This is a genomic window from Nostoc sp. FACHB-892 (genome assembly GCF_014698795.1).
Taxonomy (GTDB): domain Bacteria; phylum Cyanobacteriota; class Cyanobacteriia; order Cyanobacteriales; family Nostocaceae; genus Nostoc.
Genome location: NZ_JACJTR010000031.1, coordinates 1 through 15,828 on the forward strand (window position 1 = coordinate 1; position 15,828 = coordinate 15,828).

The 15,828-nt window shown below is 36.7% G+C and carries 14 protein-coding genes and 1 pseudogene; 5 read left to right on the forward strand and 10 right to left on the reverse strand.

Annotated features, from left to right (window positions below; translation table 11 throughout):
• Positions 1-295: 295 nt before the first annotated feature.
• From H6G96_RS28630 to H6G96_RS28650, 5 genes and pseudogenes are all read left to right on the forward strand, one after another.
• Complete coding sequence (locus H6G96_RS28630; protein ID WP_190915884.1) at positions 296-541, forward strand: hypothetical protein; 246 nt, start codon at positions 296-298, stop codon at positions 539-541.
• Positions 541-885 (forward strand): hypothetical protein, encoded by a 345-nt coding sequence (locus tag H6G96_RS28635; protein ID WP_190915886.1) that lies wholly within the window; start codon positions 541-543, stop codon positions 883-885. The genes H6G96_RS28630 and H6G96_RS28635 overlap by 1 nt, the downstream gene beginning before the upstream one ends.
• A gap of 59 nt (positions 886-944) precedes the next feature.
• Positions 945-1,226 (forward strand): hypothetical protein, encoded by a 282-nt coding sequence (locus H6G96_RS28640; protein ID WP_190915888.1) that lies wholly within the window; start codon positions 945-947, stop codon positions 1,224-1,226.
• 102 nt (positions 1,227-1,328) lie between these two features.
• Positions 1,329-1,520, forward strand: coding sequence for a hypothetical protein (locus tag H6G96_RS28645; protein ID WP_190915890.1), 192 nt, complete (start codon positions 1,329-1,331; stop codon positions 1,518-1,520).
• 31 nt (positions 1,521-1,551) lie between these two features.
• A pseudogene (locus tag H6G96_RS28650) lies at positions 1,552-1,710 on the forward strand (ISKra4 family transposase); the annotation flags it as partial.
• A 587-nt stretch (positions 1,711-2,297) separates the two neighbouring features.
• Here H6G96_RS28650 and H6G96_RS28655 read toward each other — a convergent pair.
• The 10 genes from H6G96_RS28655 to H6G96_RS28700 all read right to left on the reverse strand — a co-directional run bounded on the left by H6G96_RS28655 (position 2,298) and on the right by H6G96_RS28700 (position 15,810).
• A complete protein-coding gene (locus tag H6G96_RS28655; protein ID WP_190915892.1) occupies positions 2,298-2,972 on the reverse strand; it encodes a hypothetical protein in 675 nt (224 codons plus the stop codon).
• A 110-nt stretch (positions 2,973-3,082) separates the two neighbouring features.
• Entirely contained in the window at positions 3,083-3,763 is a 681-nt protein-coding gene (locus tag H6G96_RS28660) for an ATP-binding cassette domain-containing protein (RefSeq protein WP_190915894.1), read from the reverse strand.
• 249 nt (positions 3,764-4,012) lie between these two features.
• Positions 4,013-4,468 (reverse strand): hypothetical protein, encoded by a 456-nt coding sequence (locus H6G96_RS28665; RefSeq protein ID WP_190915896.1) that lies wholly within the window; start codon positions 4,466-4,468, stop codon positions 4,013-4,015.
• Between the two features lie 404 nt (positions 4,469-4,872).
• Positions 4,873-6,030: an amidinotransferase gene (locus H6G96_RS28670; RefSeq protein WP_242063425.1), complete on the reverse strand. Its 1,158-nt coding sequence runs from the start codon at positions 6,028-6,030 to the stop codon at positions 4,873-4,875.
• Positions 6,031-6,755: 725 nt separating this feature from the next.
• Positions 6,756-7,976: an ABC transporter permease DevC gene (devC, locus tag H6G96_RS28675; protein ID WP_190915898.1), complete on the reverse strand. Its 1,221-nt coding sequence runs from the start codon at positions 7,974-7,976 to the stop codon at positions 6,756-6,758.
• Positions 7,973-9,160, reverse strand: coding sequence for an HlyD family efflux transporter periplasmic adaptor subunit (locus H6G96_RS28680; protein ID WP_190915900.1), 1,188 nt, complete (start codon positions 9,158-9,160; stop codon positions 7,973-7,975). The genes devC and H6G96_RS28680 overlap by 4 nt, the downstream gene beginning before the upstream one ends.
• 142 nt (positions 9,161-9,302) lie before the next feature.
• A complete protein-coding gene (locus tag H6G96_RS28685) occupies positions 9,303-10,940 on the reverse strand; it encodes a cyclic peptide export ABC transporter (protein WP_190915903.1) in 1,638 nt (545 codons plus the stop codon).
• Positions 10,941-11,148: 208 nt separating this feature from the next.
• Positions 11,149-12,297 (reverse strand): aromatic ring-hydroxylating dioxygenase subunit alpha, encoded by a 1,149-nt coding sequence (locus tag H6G96_RS28690; RefSeq protein WP_190915905.1) that lies wholly within the window; start codon positions 12,295-12,297, stop codon positions 11,149-11,151.
• Between the two features lie 97 nt (positions 12,298-12,394).
• Positions 12,395-14,122 (reverse strand): carbamoyltransferase C-terminal domain-containing protein, encoded by a 1,728-nt coding sequence (locus tag H6G96_RS28695; RefSeq protein WP_190915907.1) that lies wholly within the window; start codon positions 14,120-14,122, stop codon positions 12,395-12,397.
• Entirely contained in the window at positions 14,119-15,810 is a 1,692-nt protein-coding gene (locus H6G96_RS28700) for a PfaD family polyunsaturated fatty acid/polyketide biosynthesis protein (RefSeq protein ID WP_190915909.1), read from the reverse strand. The genes H6G96_RS28695 and H6G96_RS28700 overlap by 4 nt, the downstream gene beginning before the upstream one ends.
• Positions 15,811-15,828 lie beyond the last annotated feature (18 nt).

Here is a 15,828-nt window from a genome sequence, read left to right on the forward strand (position 1 = left end):
CAACAATTGAGCAAATTTTTACTATTGAGGATGGTTTGATCAGTCTTTATGAAATTGGCGAAACCGAAACAATCCAACAGATGATTCATTCATACGAGAAACAAAAATGAGTAATTGAGAAGGCAGTTACAATTCGAGGCGTTGCTTTACTGATCGCAATGAAGAGAGGTTAGTAACTTTGGTCAGATTCTGTATAAATACTTCACCGCTATTTGCTCCCATCGTAGCCAAACATCCGCTTGCACTTGACCGTTTAGAGCCTTTTCATATTGCCCAAAAGAATTAAGATGTTGACTTGCTGCCCCACCCCGTAACCGCAAAAAAAGCCACCATCTCCGCATCACACAATCCAGAATTTCCCAACTCAGACATTACCCCTTCAGAAGACCCAGCTTCAGCAATCATTGACGTTACTGCTGTTGAAGTTCCAGAATTAACCGAGCAGGAGCAGAGCGATAAGCCTGACGGCATGGCTACGCTTACCGCCTGCATTTGGAGCGAAAGGTGGAACGGGCCTTTTTTGAGGCAGGAAAGGCATTAATGGAATTACGGGATCGCAAGTTATATCGCTCTACTCACAAAACCTTTGAGGAGTATTGCCGCGTTCGCGCTTGGCGTTGGCGAAGCCATCGCTTTGGCCATAATCGTCGCCAGTCTTATCTTCTAATGGATGCAGCAGTAATATTTGATAACTTAGAGCAAAAATGTGATCGTTCCGATCACATTTTGCCGACGAATGAGTGGCAAGTTAGACCACTGTCCAAGCTTGAGCCGGACATTCAGCCCGAAGCATGGAAGCAAGCTGTAGAGTCTGCCAACGGGAAAGTACCATCTCATCGCATTGTCAAAGATGCGGTGCAGCGAATACTTGCCTGCGGAGCGTGAGCAGATGCGGGTGATTTGCGATGGCGTAACCGCCCACCGTAGGTGATCGCATCGGTCGAGTGTATTCAGATTCGCTGGAGGAGACAGTCAAAAGCCTGTTGCAGTTATTGGGGAAGCTGAATCGACCAAATCTTACTGTTGTGGAAGAGAAATTATTGACGCTTTCAATGGAGATATCACCACAACGGGACAGTAAGGAAGTTAAGTTGTACGAGGGATGTGGCAAAACTTTCCGCAACTGGTGTCCCGTGCTATGCCAGTTGTCAAACGAGTGCTGTAGAAACGCTCTACATATTGATACAGCGCTTGTAAGTGAACGCCATCACTCTGCAACTAGCTAGAAATGAACAAAACCAAATAGGATTTCAGAAGATGAAAAATCTAGATAGCTGGATTGCTGTATAGTTTTGGTTATGCCAGATTATCATCTCAAGAGTTGCTCTATGATTGCTCTACCTGGTATTACCATCCAAGACAAGATATATGAAAGTTCTAATTCTCTAGTGTATCGGGGCATCAGAGACGATGGAGTAGGGGTGGTAGTCAAAATGCTAAAGCTTGATGTTCTTGAAGTGCTTGCTTTTGTTCTGGAGTCATCAGTGGATAAATATACTCGTCTTACTTATCCTGACTGATTTTCGCCCTCTTTGCAAAAAACTGGGATGCTCCCAAGAAATTTGTTCTATTGGTTCTGGATCTGTTGAATCTGCCGTTAAACAAGTTGACCGGCGCACTAAGATTTCCGGTGCTCAATGGAAGCGAGAAAATGTCCCTCAAGTCCTAGCCCATCGCTGTGCCTACCTTAATGGATTATTGTCGGTTTGAGTCACTTTAAAAATTGAGATGCTCCCGTTTGCACTTTTGTGCATAGTTTGAAAATTGATCTCCAATTAAAATAGCTGCATACATACTTCAACGAGTAGAGTTAGGGATAAAAAGTGCAAAATATGAATCTCAATATAAACCTGACAGATTCAAGTCATGTGGAAAAGCTCATTTTATTTTAGCGGTTTCCTAAACCCTAATTTTTCCGTTAGCTATTTTTATTAACTTAGAGCTATTGATAATTAGGTTGTGGAAAAAGGCACGCTTTTTCGAGGCTTGAGGACTTCCCGTGAAAAGTCAGTTACTTAATGGCAGCATGAAAATTAAATCAAAAACCACAGGGGCAAAATTTCAACTGAACTCTCAGTTATTTCCCAACAACTCTATTTATTGACTGTATATTTTATTCTCTGGAAGTCCACTTATCCTTCATCTACCGTCACATTTTTGTACTTCTTATTTGCCTTTTACGGGTTTGTTCGGCTAGGTGCAAGATATAAGTATAAGAAAAAATACTTTTTAATCTGTACTAGTGATTTTTGATTGTTTTGGTAATGGCAGATTTAACAAAATCGCATTGCTCCCACTCAAACCCTGTAATCCTTTCGGATAATTTGACAACTAATACAGTCAGAAATATCCGCAAATATCCGCTTGCCAGAGTATTTAAAAGAAGCATAAGTTATTGGTTCCACCCCTTCAACGTCTTTGAAGCCTAAGCGCTTAGTATAAATTTTGTATGCAATAGGGTTTGTAGTTTCTCCAATAGCTGCAACATATCCCTTTGAGCGAGCAATGATTTCTGCCGTCCTTGTTAATGGAACTGAAAGTCCTGCGTATTCTCTATAGACACCTACCATAAGTAGGTGATATAGCTCGCCTAATTTAACTGGATATTTTGCTCTATATTTAGCATCAAGAGTTCCTATAACTTCAAACATTGGCAAAAACTTTGGCGAAACAGTCTTAATACTAGTTGGGGGTTCAGTCATGAAGTCTTCAGCAATTAACACACCTACTACTTTACGAGTAATATTATCAATTGCCACAACTGAAAGTTTATTTATGATAGCTTTCTTTGCCAAAATACCAGTAAAGTGTTTAAATTCTTTTAGCGTAATGCCCAAAGCCTTTGTCATTGGTTCTCCAAGGTAAAAAGTATTAGAAATACATTCAACAGCACTTTTTAAATTATCTTCAGTAAGAATTTGATAGCTAATATCTCTGCCCTGTGATCCTGGCACCACTGATGTTGTTTGCATAATTTTCTCCATTCAGTAAACTAATTACAATTTTTTATGAAACCTTATGGAAGACTGAGAATCTTTGTTATAAAACTTTACCAATCAAGTGCGGATTTAGAGTTTTACTCTCATAGCACGTTGTGCAATTGCCCATCTTCCATATTAATAATACGGTCAGCTATATCCAAAATGCGCGTATCGTGAGTAACTAAAAGTACTGTACACTGTTCTTTTTGGGCAAGGCTTTGAATAATATCTACTACGTCACGTCCAGTTTTGCTATCTAATGAAGCAGTAGGTTCATCTGCGAGTACTAACTTTGGTTGAGCAATTAATGCACGTGCTATAGCAACTCGCTGTTTTTGTCCTCCCGATAATTTCTCTGGGTAATAGTCCACACGGTCTCTTAATCCAACTGCTTCTAAAATTGCAACAGCGCGCTGACGATGTTCTGATTTGGGAATTTCGTGATGAAGTTTGAGTGACATTCGGACATTATTATAAGCAGTGAGACATTTAAGTAAATTATGGTGTTGAAAAATAAATCCAATTTGATTGCGGATTTGCGTTAGTTGCTTTTTACTGGTGCCACGCATTTCTTGGTTAAAGATTTTTAAGCTGCCACACTGTACGGAACGCAGTCCACCGATTAATGAAAGTAAAGTTGTTTTTCCACTGCCGGATGGACCAGTCAATATTATTATTTCTCCAGAGTATATACTCAGGTTTATATTGCTCAATACAGGTTTACTTAATTTACCTTGACCAAAAGAATGATTTAGGTTTTCAATTGCAATAGTTGGTTCCATATTAAAATACATCTGCAGGGTCGGCGGATCGGTATATTTAATATTCCGGTTGGGCAAGATTGATAGCAATAATCCTTACTTCGTTACCGAAAAGCTCACGAAGACTCAGCGCTTTTTTTATCTAGAATATCCTGCTTACAAGGTTCCACGGTACCTAAAATCTAAAGTTGCACAATGAAAGGCGCCTTCAAAGGGATTAAAGTCTATAAAGATTTAGCATAAAACTTTATTTATTGGTTCATCTATTGCTTACGGTATTATTCCATAAAAATTATCCTTTGTATTAAATAGCAGCTTTACACAATAAACAAGCAGAAAGCGTGGAACTAAGTTTAGTATTTTAGTCAGCATAAAAGAGATTCCTAAGTCTTCTAGAGCAATAGTAAAAAATTGAGTAATAGTAAGCTTATCTAATGAAGCCAAGCTATCAAGACCATTACGTATTAATCGCAATCTTATCTCTCTTAGCTTATTTGCTGCTTGCTCTTTGCCGTATAGTTGTACGTCAAGTCGCAGCGTATTAAAACTATTTTCTGCAACGTCTTTCTCGTATGACTGTAAATTATCCCTAATTTCTTCAAGAATTAGCCTATGTACATACTTGTTGATTTTTTTACGACGGAATAATACAATCAACAGCAGCAATATTAGTATCGTTAATAATGTAATTAGCCCTAATATGAAGGCTGTAAGAATAAGCATCATAATATCCTATACTCCCATCGAATTTAGTCCGCTACATTTTGAGCCACACACCACATCAAAAAATTGCAATGAGTTTTTCCACCATTACAGTGGATATACCATTACCGACTTCTTTGGCAATGACAGGGACAGGTAGTTGACTGCACAATTTTAGTAAATCACGAACTTTCGGATAACTACGTAAAAACAATGGTTTCAGCCCTACTCTCAAAGCAGCCTAACAAAGCTTATTAATTGCGAACGCTTGTACACCAATTAATATCATTGCCTGAAATGCTTATTGGAAGGTAGTTTATTGGGAAAATAGTGTTTCGCTTGAATGCTTACGTGGTAAAGCTTCTAAAAAACTTTGTGATTTACTGAATTTAGATATTTTATACAGCTAAAAACAAACTTGCAAGAGATTAAAAATAAGATTGCAAGGTTCCACGGCGCCTAATATCTAAAGTTGCACAATGAAAGGCGCCTCCAAAGGGATTAAAATGTAAAAAATCACACGGTATTGGTTTAAATCCCCAATCTTTTAAGGCTCGAATTGTTGGCTCCTGATTTCTTTCACATATAATCCGCTCTTCATCAAGTGCTAAAACATTCATACTTAACCACATGCTACATAAAGTAGCAGTTTCATTAAAAAAACCTCTGTTGACGATGACGGGTTCAGGTGCAATCAAAATATCCCAAGATTTTAAAATTGATGGCAACCTATTAATATCAACGTATTTTGGATTAATCATAACTTTTCCGGGTGCAAGAGGTACAAATGTAGTATCGATATGCATAGGTTGCTTAGAATGCGTCTCAATAATATGAATGCGATATGAGTCACCCAAATGATTTTGTAACCAATTTATACCAGCCTGATTGGTAACATTGCTTTTTGTTACAAAAATATCTCGACCACAACGCGCAAAATCTGCTGCATCAAAAACAACCTCAGATTCGTTAATCACATATCGCATCTTTTCCCCATCTTTTGGAACTGTATAATTTTTGTCATATAGAGAATCTAGTAAAGGTGGCTTTGGAGCAGAAATCCATTTTGCTCCTTGTTCAGAATACTCTTTAAACAAGTGATAATAGGCGTGAGTTTCAAAATAACGGGTTCTCCATGACATTGGCGCCTCAATAATTTCTGAACCTATTACTAAAAAACAATCTCTGGGGCAAGCCGAACAAAAGCCTTTAGATGACCAATTTGGTGTAGAAAATTTGCGACTAAAATCAGTTACGCTGGGTCGCCTAACTTTAACACCTTCTGCTTCAAGAATATGAATAAATTCATCCAATTCTTTTTGCGCTGGCATACTCAGTTTTTTGTCAACTCTAGTTCCGCCGATAAGTAACAGATTATTATAAATTTTTTGGGGAATTCCTCCTAGTAAATATTTATGTTGAGGAAGATACATAGAATTTTCTAGTCTCCCAACAACAACTTCTTCAAGTGGATCCCATTCATTGTATGAGTTGACAACACAACCCATTGAGAAAGTATCATGACTTTTAATCTCATTGAAACTTTCTACAGAAGCATCTTTCATTTCCACTTTGTTGACTGTCATAGTTTTAAATTTCTTATAAGTTTCTTATTGTTATATTTAAATAATTGAGGGATGGCACTCAACCAATTTAACTATTTTGATCCGTGATTACGTGTCGTTTTTGGTTTTCGGCAATATTATCATTCCAGGCGCTAAATTTTTGTGGCGAGTTGTTAATGCAATAATAAGCTTTTTAGCCTTTGTTACGGCAATATTATGGTTTCAGTTCCGGCAGTCTTATCCTTCCACCGACAAGTAATGTCTGTGAAACCATAAACTAGTACCATTAGGACTACTAATTATTATTATAAAATTAATAGCTTATAAAAAAATTACTCCAATGAGTGACTATAAGCAATTTTTTACTAATTGGGTTTTCAGATAAGCAAGCTTTTACTTTAATTTAGCTCTGGCAAGTTTATAGGTTCTTGTCAGATTTTGGTGATGATGAAAGGTTACGCGCTTTAAGGCAGAAGGCAGGAGGCAGAGGGCAGAAGGGTTTAAAACGTTTTCTTATCCAGGCGTGGGATTTGTGACTTCAAGGGGCGATCGCTTACGGCTTTCAAGTGATGCAGATGTTCTATAATCCTTGCTATGCTTCAATTGTGGGAATTTTTCCTTCCTCTTCCTTCTGCCGTCTGCCGTCTGCCTTCTGCCTTCCCCCAACCAAGATCACCAAAAGTTGCCAAGAACCAGTTTATACTTTGAACAATCGCTTGTGCGTCATTGGGTAAAGTCACACCATACTAAAATACATCTGCAGGGTCGGCGGAGCGCAATTTATTTGTAGCAATGGCGCCTGATATACTACACATTAATATAGTTAATATAAAAACTTGAAGTGCAACACTCGCTTGCATGACTAATGGTATACGTGTAAGCACGACTAAGAGTTGATAAATACCACAAGAAGCAATAAAACCAGGTATAAATCCTAATACAGCTAGAATAACTCCTTCTTGCAAGACAATTAAAAGCAACGCACGGTCTGCATAGCCCATTGCTTTAAGAGTTGCGTACTCTGATAAATGCTCGCTGATGTCAGTATATAAGACTTGATAAATAATAATCACTCCGATTATAAAACCGACTATAGTCCCAAACCTTAAAACTACTCCATTTACCTCAGTTGCTTGATATTGGAGTTCACGCTCCACTAACTCAGTAGGAGTAAGTACTACTACGTCGTCTGGTAAAGTCGCGCGCAGTTTTGCTTGAACAGTCTTAATATTGGCGCCTTTCTCTAAATTTATCACACCAATCATAGCGCCTTTAAGACTATTGGCACCATAGCGTAAAGCATAATTCCAATCACTCATGACCACATTACCTTTCTCAAACAAAGTACTCCCCATACTGAAAAGTCCCACTACATAAGTTCGACGGTTATCCATCAAAGTTCCAACTTCTTGGTTTTGAGTGAATAATTCAGGAATATCACCTAGACTTGATTGTGCTAATTGGTCATATAATACAGCATCTGCTGATATAATTTTTGCTAATTGCTTATTGACTAATGGTATATTTAATATCCCCGGTTGGGCAGGATTAATAGCAATAATCCTTACTTCGTTACCGAAAAGTTCACGAAGACTCAGCACCTTTTTTTTACCTAGAATATCCTGCTGCTTTTCTAATCTCTTCGGATTAACCCAATTTGCACGTCCAATATACACAGGATTTGCCGACGCAACCCCATCAACTGCCGCAGCTTGAAATAAATAAGCACGCGGAAAGTTAATCCGAAATTGCAAACTTTGAGCAAATGAAGAAATTATTACTAAATCACCACCTAAACTTCTATGTAACTTTGTTGTTCCTTGCGTCAGCATTGCTAACAATCCAAGCTGAGTAAACATAAGAATATTGGCAAAACAAACTCCTGTAATCGCAACTGCGAACCGTACTTTTTGGTGTGATAATTGTGACCAAGCTAAAGGAGGCTCAAAGTTAAATAATTTTTTCATGATGAAACATCTATTTTGACTCGTACTTGCATCCCTGTTAACGCAGCAACTTTTTTGCTGTCTTCTGGATTTAAACGAATAGCAACTTCGACGACGCGCGCGTTTATATCCGTCGTAGGATTGTATTGGTCTTGGTTAAGGCGACTTTTGCCAATTTGTAGACCAATTCTATCAACGGCACCGTATATCTCACCTGTAAACCCTCCATACTCACTCTTTATTGTTACTTTTTGCCCTGGACGAATTTTTACGATATCGGTTTCATAAATTTCCGCAGTTACGAACATTTGATTTGTTCTTCCAAGTTCGGCAATACCCGCATCTTGATTTACCTGTTCACCCACACGAGTGTTAATACGTAATATTTGTCCGGCAATAGGAACTCGTACTAACGTATCATCCAACACGGCTTTCTGCTGTTCAACACGAATTTGTGCTTGTTCTAGTTCTCTTGAGGCAATCTCAATATCTACTGGGCGAACTTCTTGTAAACGTTTTAAATTGGCATTTTCTTTTGCAAGTTGTGCTGTTAAAGTTGACGTAGTGTAATCTAATTCTGCAATAGCTTGAGCTAGCGTTGCCGTAGCTTTTTCAAATTCTTCTCTTGCATCATCGAACTCAGAACGTTTAATGGCGCCTTGTTTTTCTAAATCTGAATAACGTTCAAATTTTAGTTGGGCATTACGAATTGTTGCAGTAGCTTGCGCTATAGCTGCTTGCTTAACTTTTGTCTCAGTTTTAATTCGTGCTTCTAATTCGCCAATAGTCGCCCGTTGTGCGGTAATTTCTGCTTGTTTTACATCACCTTGCTTAATTTTAAGTAACTGCGCTCGTTTAATTGCTACATCCGCGCGCACGTCACGAAGTTGCTGTTCAACTCTATCTCTCCCTTGTAAAATGGCAATGGCTTGATTAGCTTTAACAAAATCTCCTTCTTTTACTAAAAGTTGGTTTACCCTACTATCTCTGGCATTTATAACTGAAATCTTAATAACATCACCTTCAGGCACTAGTTTTCCTAATGCTAAGACGCGGCTTAATGTATTTCTACTTATAGGTGATGGATTACTAATATTATTTTTTGCTTCTATTAAATCGCACGCAGCACATAAAAATAATATTCCAATTATTATAAATAGTCCCTTACTTATTTTTACATACCTCTTGCGTTTTAATTTTAACATGCTGCATTAAATGCTTAGTGAAGATTCAGGTATTTCTTATACATTTTCTAGAATTAATTCAAATTCCTATAAGCAAACCGAAACATCGCGAGAATTGCCTTTCAAGATGCATTCTACATTTCAAAATCACCTTCTCTATTACTTACTCTGAAAATATAACTTTACCGTAATCAAGCTTAATAATTCGGTCAGCGCAGCTAAAATACTGGTCATCATGGCTAATTACAATAACAGTTTTACCTTTGCTTTTTAAATCAGGTAGTAGTTGAGTATAAAAAATTTTTTTAAATATAGGATCTTGGTCAGATGCCCATTCATCAAAAATATAGATTGGTCGTTCTTCCAAATAAGCTGTAAGTAAAGCAAGACGTTTACGTTGACCTTGAGACAATGCAGTTGTAGAAAGTACTCCATCTTTAATTGTAACTTTATGTTCAAGTTGCAATTGAGATAAATATTCTTGAGCTTTATTATTGATAATAAAATTATCTAAACCTAGAAAGCGTTCAAACAAATAAAAATCTGAAAATACAACAGAGAATTGCTGGGAGTACCATTCTCTATTTTCATCATTTATATCTTGCTCATTAAAGCGAATAATGCCATTTTCAGGTATATATAATCCTGTTATTAGTTTCACTAAAGTAGATTTGCCGCTTCCATTACCTCCTGCTATAAATACTAACTCTCCAGAATAAAAATTTAAATTTAGTGGTCCTAACATAAATTTGCTATCTTCTCCTTCTCCTCGGTATGTATGGGTAACCTCTTCTAACTGTATTGACTTCCAATTTTTTTGAGGAATGTCACATAATTGATTATCTGGCGATAATTTTAGTATTTTTTTTGTCTGATTAACTGCTAATAACAATCCCAATGATTCTACTTTTGCTAAAGCGATATTAGCTTGGCTAAGTACAGGTAAACTAACTAATAAAACTCTAAATGGTGACATCATAAAAAATATTGTTATAACATAGCCAGAAACAACCGTAGACGGAATATCGAATAACGGAGCTATGAAAAAGAATAATAAACCAATGGGAATAAAAAATAATAAAAGCCCTGAACCAGCAGCAACTGAAAAGAAATTGCTTGCTCTTTCACGATAATTACTTAAATTTTTGGTAGTTATATGCAGATCATAATTCAAAAACTCTTCCTGCCTTACACAGTGGAGTTTAAGCTCTTTTATTCCTTCAGTAGCAGTTCTGAAATGATAGAATAATTTATCTTGGTATTCACGTGTACGTTTAAGAAAATAGATGCCTTTAATGATGAGAATTTGTTGGTAAAAAATACCTATTAACATAAAAATAAACATCAAACAGAATAAAGTTGAGGAAAGCCAACTAAGGTAGAACAAGCAAGTTGTTAGTATAGCAACACTTATAGAAAGGTCAGAAAGTGCTAGAGAAGCAGCTGAGATAGATTGTATATCTTCAGTTAAAGCTGTTAATAGGCAAGGAATACCAATATTCTCAATTTGCTTCAATGGACACGTTATAATGCAAAAAACAAAGTGCTGTTGTAAATTAAAAGTAACTCCTTGTGCTAATCGAGCAATTAATACTTGAGTAACTGTAGAACTGATCACCTGTAAGCAGCAAAGAAGCACAAAATACCAAAAAAGATTACTTTTTTGTAGTTGACCTTCCCGTAACATTAAATTAATAATGGTAATTAATCCGACATTTGTAATTCCACTAGTTAATCCACATAAAGTAGCAAAAATAACCTTTACCCAAGAAGTTTTTATAAGAAGATGAACTAATTTCATTGTGAGAAAACCCAGTAAATATCTCAATTTATTTTTATAATTTATGCTGCATAAACCAGATTTATGATAGTAGAAAGTATAAATCATATCTCTTAGCGTTAGTCCTTGGGCAAAGGGAAGGCGCTAAGGGCGTTTCGTACCGTAATTGAATTCTTTAACCTAGAGATAACAGTCACTATCTTTTTTTAAGATTAGGTGCCTTAGTGCGTTAAGGTACGCTTTCCATAATTGAGGTTTTCAAATTTTCTGATAGGCTAAAGTTCATAAGTTTACAGTAAGCTTTATGAAATTCATAAACACGTTGTTCTTCCAAGCTGAAAATGCCACCCCCTTCATTTCGTGAAGAGATGCCTAGCTGAACTATTTCACAAATAGCTTTGTCTTCCTCACAAACTTCTAAGAATATTTTCGTTAATGATTGAGTTAATGTATTAATAATACTTTGCTCAAGGTCGGACTTAATATCCAACTTACTTACAAAAACATGACTAATTAACTTTGTTTCTACTGGATTTATGGGTTGATTAATTTGAACGTAAAATGCAATTCCATCATTTGTAGCAATCGTTAAATTTGGAAAAATAAGTTGATGATAGTAGCTACCTAACTTTAATGGTCTATTTTGAACTACAGACTCAGCCTTTTTCAGTAAAATAGCTTCTATGGATTTTTCAATATATTTAATATTACCTATATCACTGTAAGCAGTATGGATTTCATTACAAATATATTTTTTTTCTGCTGGAACACCATATTTACTGAAGGTGTTCTTGTGAACAGAAAAAACATGATAACCTTCCAAAGTATTTTCCGTAGTTATTTTCCAGTTAGCATTGATTTTAAGTTGATATTCATTAATTTTTTGACCAAATGCCTCCGAAAAGTTAGCTATTTTGTCATAAATACTCCCTAAAAACTCTTTTAACGTGATACCATCATCATTTCTTTTGACAAAAACTAGTTTACCGCATACCTCAACTAGCCATTTTTCCAGTCTCAAAGATTCTTTTGTTATATTATTTATATCAAATTGCTGTACTGATGGAATAGCTACAGGAATTCCTTCAGAATTATAAACCCATCCATGATAAGGACACTTCAATGCACCATTTCCTTGAGGTTGGTGGTGAATTTTACTAAAGCGATGAGAACAAACATTGAGAAATGCTCGTAATTCACCATGAAAGTTCTGAACGGTGACAGACTTGCCACCAATGTCTGCACATATGTAATCATTGTGGATTTGCAAATCTGTTGTAAATCCAGCAAAATTCCATAGGTTCTGAAATATCAATACTTGTTCTCGTTGAAAAATTTCGGTATCTGAATAGTAGGATGGCTGTATTAGAGGTTCCATGATTGTCAATTATCCTATCCTAAACACAACAAAACTTATGAAATTCAAAGCCAGAAATGTTGAATTTCACAAAAAGTTTTTACATTGCCAATTTAAACTACTTTTCAAGTATGTAGTCTTCGATAATTAATGCGTCAAGACCAACGGTATAGAATACACTTAGAGCGTCTTCTAAGCTGTGGATAATTGGTTTACCCATAACATTTAAGCTAGTGTTTAGAATTATTGGTACACCTGTTATTTCGTAGAAGGCGTTAATTAAACTGTAGAATTTTTCATTCCATTCTTGCTTAACTGTTTGTAGGCGCCCGGTATCATTGGCGTGAACAACAGCTGGTACTTGTTCCTTAACTTCTGGGCGCCAACGAAGGGTACGTTCCATATAAGGTGATTCTTGATAATTCTCAAAGTATTTATCACCAAATTCATGCAGAATAGATGGTGCAAGTGGTCTATATTCTTCGCGAAATTTTACTCGCTCATTGATTATATTTTTCATGTTTGGAGAACGAGGATCTGCTAAGATAGAACGATTCCCCAACGCACGCGGTCCAAACTCAGCGCGCCCTTGTACCCATCCAATTAATTTACCTTCAGATAGTAAACGTGCAGCTTCTAAATGTACTGTTCCTGGTAAATGTCTAAGATTTTTAATCTGACTAAACCGCAGCATATTATCTAATGATTTTTTACTGATAGTTGAGCCAAGATAAGGTGATTGCCAAGTTTTTTGGCTGAATTTATGTGGATGGTCTTCGTAATAAGCAAGCAATCCGGCACCAACAGCATTACCATCGTCAGCCGGGGCAGAAGGAATGTATACTGCTTTAAAAGGAGTTTTTTCCAAAATCATCCCATTCAATGACGAATTTAATGCACATCCCCCACTGAGAACTAAATTATCGGAAATATTTAGCTTATAGAAATTATTAAGAAGTTCCTCCATGACATCAACAAATACTTTTTGCCCTGTACAAGCAATATCTACTGCCTCCCAATAAGAAGCTTTACGTGGTAATGCTCTGTTTATAATACTAGAAAGTAACTTCTCATAGTTGTGACGAGAAGGTTGTTTTAAGCAACAGCCCTTTACTTCAAGAAGAGAACGCATCTGTTCATATAATTTAGGGTCAACTTTACCATACGGTGCCAATCCCATCACTTTCCACTCTTCGCCCTTATCCGAATCAAAACCGCAAATATCTGTTACTTTTGCGTAGAAAAATCCTAAACTGGCAGGACTTATGCAATCTTGCACAGTCTTAATCATACCATTTTTGTAACTGTAACTAGATATAGATCCTTTTTCTCCATATCCATCTACAACAATACAAGCGGCATTGGTAAAAGGACTACTATAGCAACCATTTGCTGCGTGAGTTAAGTGATGTTGATATCGTTTAAAAATGATATTGTCATTGTTAAACACACTACGCATTTGATATGCGAAGTTTCTACCTGCTTTTAGTAAACCAACTAAATGTATGAAAGCCAGCCAATCGAAAATTTCCTTACTATAAACACCAGAGAAAGATCGTGAAAGGCTTTTAGTATCTCTTAGCCTTAAGGTAGAAAACAACTTTAAATAAGCTTGCCAGTTGGTTGAACTCCAACTGTTAGCTACTACAAACTCAGCATTAGGATCACAGTAACTTTCAACTAATTGTACAATTTGATACAAATCATCTGGTTGGGCACCCCAGGCTCTTTTATTTTGTAAATAACGTTCCAGTGCTTCCGCAAATACTATTTGACCATCAGAATCAACAATCGCAATAGCTGGATCGTGGCAAGAACTGGCTAAACCAATATAGTAACGGTTCATACAAATCTCCTAACATTTTGATTAAAATTTAACATTGGCATTGGTAAATACTGGTTGTAATAGTTTGAAATTCCTAACCCTTGAGTCTTTAAAGTTTGTATTCGGTGTAAATAAGTCGCCCCTGTCATTATGTGATGAGCCACATCAACGACTCGACGATTACTTGATTCAGCCAAATAAGAACCACGTACCCAGTCATTGAAACTACCCATCGCTGGACCGCACCAAATTTGATAATCGACTTCTCGACTTTTTTCTCCTGAACTTGACCACCGTGATGATAAGCCTAAATACCAACGGAAAATTAAAGCCATTTTTAGTTTTGGATTAGTTGCTGCTTGAGCTAGCTTTTCCGGATTTCGTTGCAATAAAAATGCAGTGGTTTCTTCCCATACTTTATCTATACTCTGACGAAAGATTTGTTTTTCTAATTTCTCTTTTTCCACAAGCGGAATATGGTCAACGGAGTTATAATTTCTATACAACTCGTATAATTTCTGCGCTCGTAACCCAAACATAGTCCCCCTTTTGAGAACTTGCAGCTTAACTCCCATTTCAAACATATCTGCTGCTGGCGCCATCATTACATCAGCCATTTCGGCTTGTGCTAGCAATTGTTTGATATGTTGAGAGGTTCCAGCTTCAACACACGACTGATTTATTGAACCAGTCACAACATAAGCGGCGCCCATCATAAATGCAGCTAAAGCCGATTGTGGAGTGGCAATTCCTCCGGCTGCTCCAACTCTTATTGGTTGAGAGTATGCGTATTTCTGTTGTATTTCATCGCGCAATGCCATAATGGAGGGCAAAAGACAAATCAAAGGGCGATTATCTGTATGCCCGCCAGAGTCTGCTTCTGTTGTAATATCATCAGCAACTGGAACTCTAGTAGCGAGGTTTGCCTGCAAATCAGTTATTAACCTTTGTGCAACCAGTTCTTTGAGAATTTTAACTGGTGCTGGTTGCATAAATTTGCTAGCAACTTCGCGACGAGAAATTTTGGCAATTACTTTATTTTTTATTTCTATTTGGTTGGCTGCATTCAAACTAAGTCCAGCAGCACGATAATAAACAATATTAGGTGTCAAATCTAAAAATGCTGAAGCTTCTACAATCCTTACTCCATATTTCAGGTATAAATCTATAACTACACGCTCAATTTCAGGTTCAGCAGGACTATGAATTAAATTAAATGCATAGGAACCATTAGGTAATGCTTGTTGAATATGATTGATTGCAGCTTCAACCTGATTTGGAGTCAAACCACCTGCACCAAAGGAACTTAAAATTTTTTCCTTGCCGAGTGCAATTACCATTTCTTCGGAAGCGATGCCACCAGCCATTGCACCTGTAGCATAAGCAAATTTTACGCCGTAACAGGACAGAAAGCTGGCATCTCCAAGTTGTTTTGTTGAGATTGGTGGAATAAATGCTAGTAGTTTTGTTTGCTGTGATCTTGGTTTACTAATTGTAGACAAATAGCCTTCATTGGTAATGCCAATTTTATCATTTACTTTAATAATATAACAAGGTTTATATAGAGTAAGCAATTTACTTTTTATTTCCTTTTCTTCGTAAGATATGCTATTTAAACCTCCTTCCCATAATAGCTCATAGTTATAGTTTGACGATTCAAATTCTAATGTATCTTTAGGTCTATTTATTACTCGATTTTCTAATACCACAGTTTTATACTCCTTTTT

Coding starts and splice junctions, on each gene's coding strand:
- H6G96_RS28635 (WP_190915886.1), top strand. CDS start 541: ATGGAATTACGGGATCGCAAGTTATATCGCTCTACTCACAAAACCTTT.
- H6G96_RS28645 (WP_190915890.1), top strand. CDS start 1,329: ATGATTGCTCTACCTGGTATTACCATCCAAGACAAGATATATGAAAGT.
- H6G96_RS28655 (WP_190915892.1), bottom strand. CDS start 2,972: ATGCAAACAACATCAGTGGTGCCAGGATCACAGGGCAGAGATATTAGC.
- H6G96_RS28660 (WP_190915894.1), bottom strand. CDS start 3,763: ATGGAACCAACTATTGCAATTGAAAACCTAAATCATTCTTTTGGTCAA.
- H6G96_RS28665 (WP_190915896.1), bottom strand. CDS start 4,468: ATGATGCTTATTCTTACAGCCTTCATATTAGGGCTAATTACATTATTA.
- H6G96_RS28670 (WP_242063425.1), bottom strand. CDS start 6,030: ATGACAGTCAACAAAGTGGAAATGAAAGATGCTTCTGTAGAAAGTTTC.
- devC (WP_190915898.1), bottom strand. CDS start 7,976: ATGAAAAAATTATTTAACTTTGAGCCTCCTTTAGCTTGGTCACAATTA.
- H6G96_RS28680 (WP_190915900.1), bottom strand. CDS start 9,160: ATGTTAAAATTAAAACGCAAGAGGTATGTAAAAATAAGTAAGGGACTA.
- H6G96_RS28685 (WP_190915903.1), bottom strand. CDS start 10,940: ATGAAATTAGTTCATCTTCTTATAAAAACTTCTTGGGTAAAGGTTATT.
- H6G96_RS28690 (WP_190915905.1), bottom strand. CDS start 12,297: ATGGAACCTCTAATACAGCCATCCTACTATTCAGATACCGAAATTTTT.
- H6G96_RS28695 (WP_190915907.1), bottom strand. CDS start 14,122: ATGAACCGTTACTATATTGGTTTAGCCAGTTCTTGCCACGATCCAGCT.